General features: G+C 73.0%; 1 protein-coding gene. It reads right to left on the bottom strand.

What is annotated here, in order from left to right:
- Positions 1-311 (bottom strand): hypothetical protein (locus tag OWC43_RS23350; protein WP_393958672.1); only part of this gene is annotated, 311 nt, incomplete at both ends.

Below are 311 nucleotides of genomic sequence, written 5' to 3' on the forward strand. Positions count from 1 at the left end.
CGTGTAGGTCTGGTCGAGCGTCTGGCCGGCGCCGAGGAAGTCGAGGGCCTTGTCGGGGGCGCTCCAGTTCCAGACGACCCGGCCCGCCCCGCCGGCGGTGGTGTCGGTGACGACCGAGGCGGTCATCGCGCCGATGAAGCCGCGGCCCTGCATCGAGACGGCGACCGTGTGGGCATCGGTCAGGTCGAGATCGGCAAATCCGGCGCTGCCCTGCGCGGTCAGGAGGGCGTTCGAGCCTGTCGGCCCGGCGGTCTCGGTGACGCTGGCGCGGCCCGGGGCGGTGGTGAAGGTCGGGGCATCGTTGATGCCGG

The sequence above is a fragment of the Methylorubrum sp. POS3 genome (genome assembly GCF_043352485.1).
GTDB lineage: Bacteria > Pseudomonadota > Alphaproteobacteria > Rhizobiales > Beijerinckiaceae > Methylobacterium > Methylobacterium suomiense.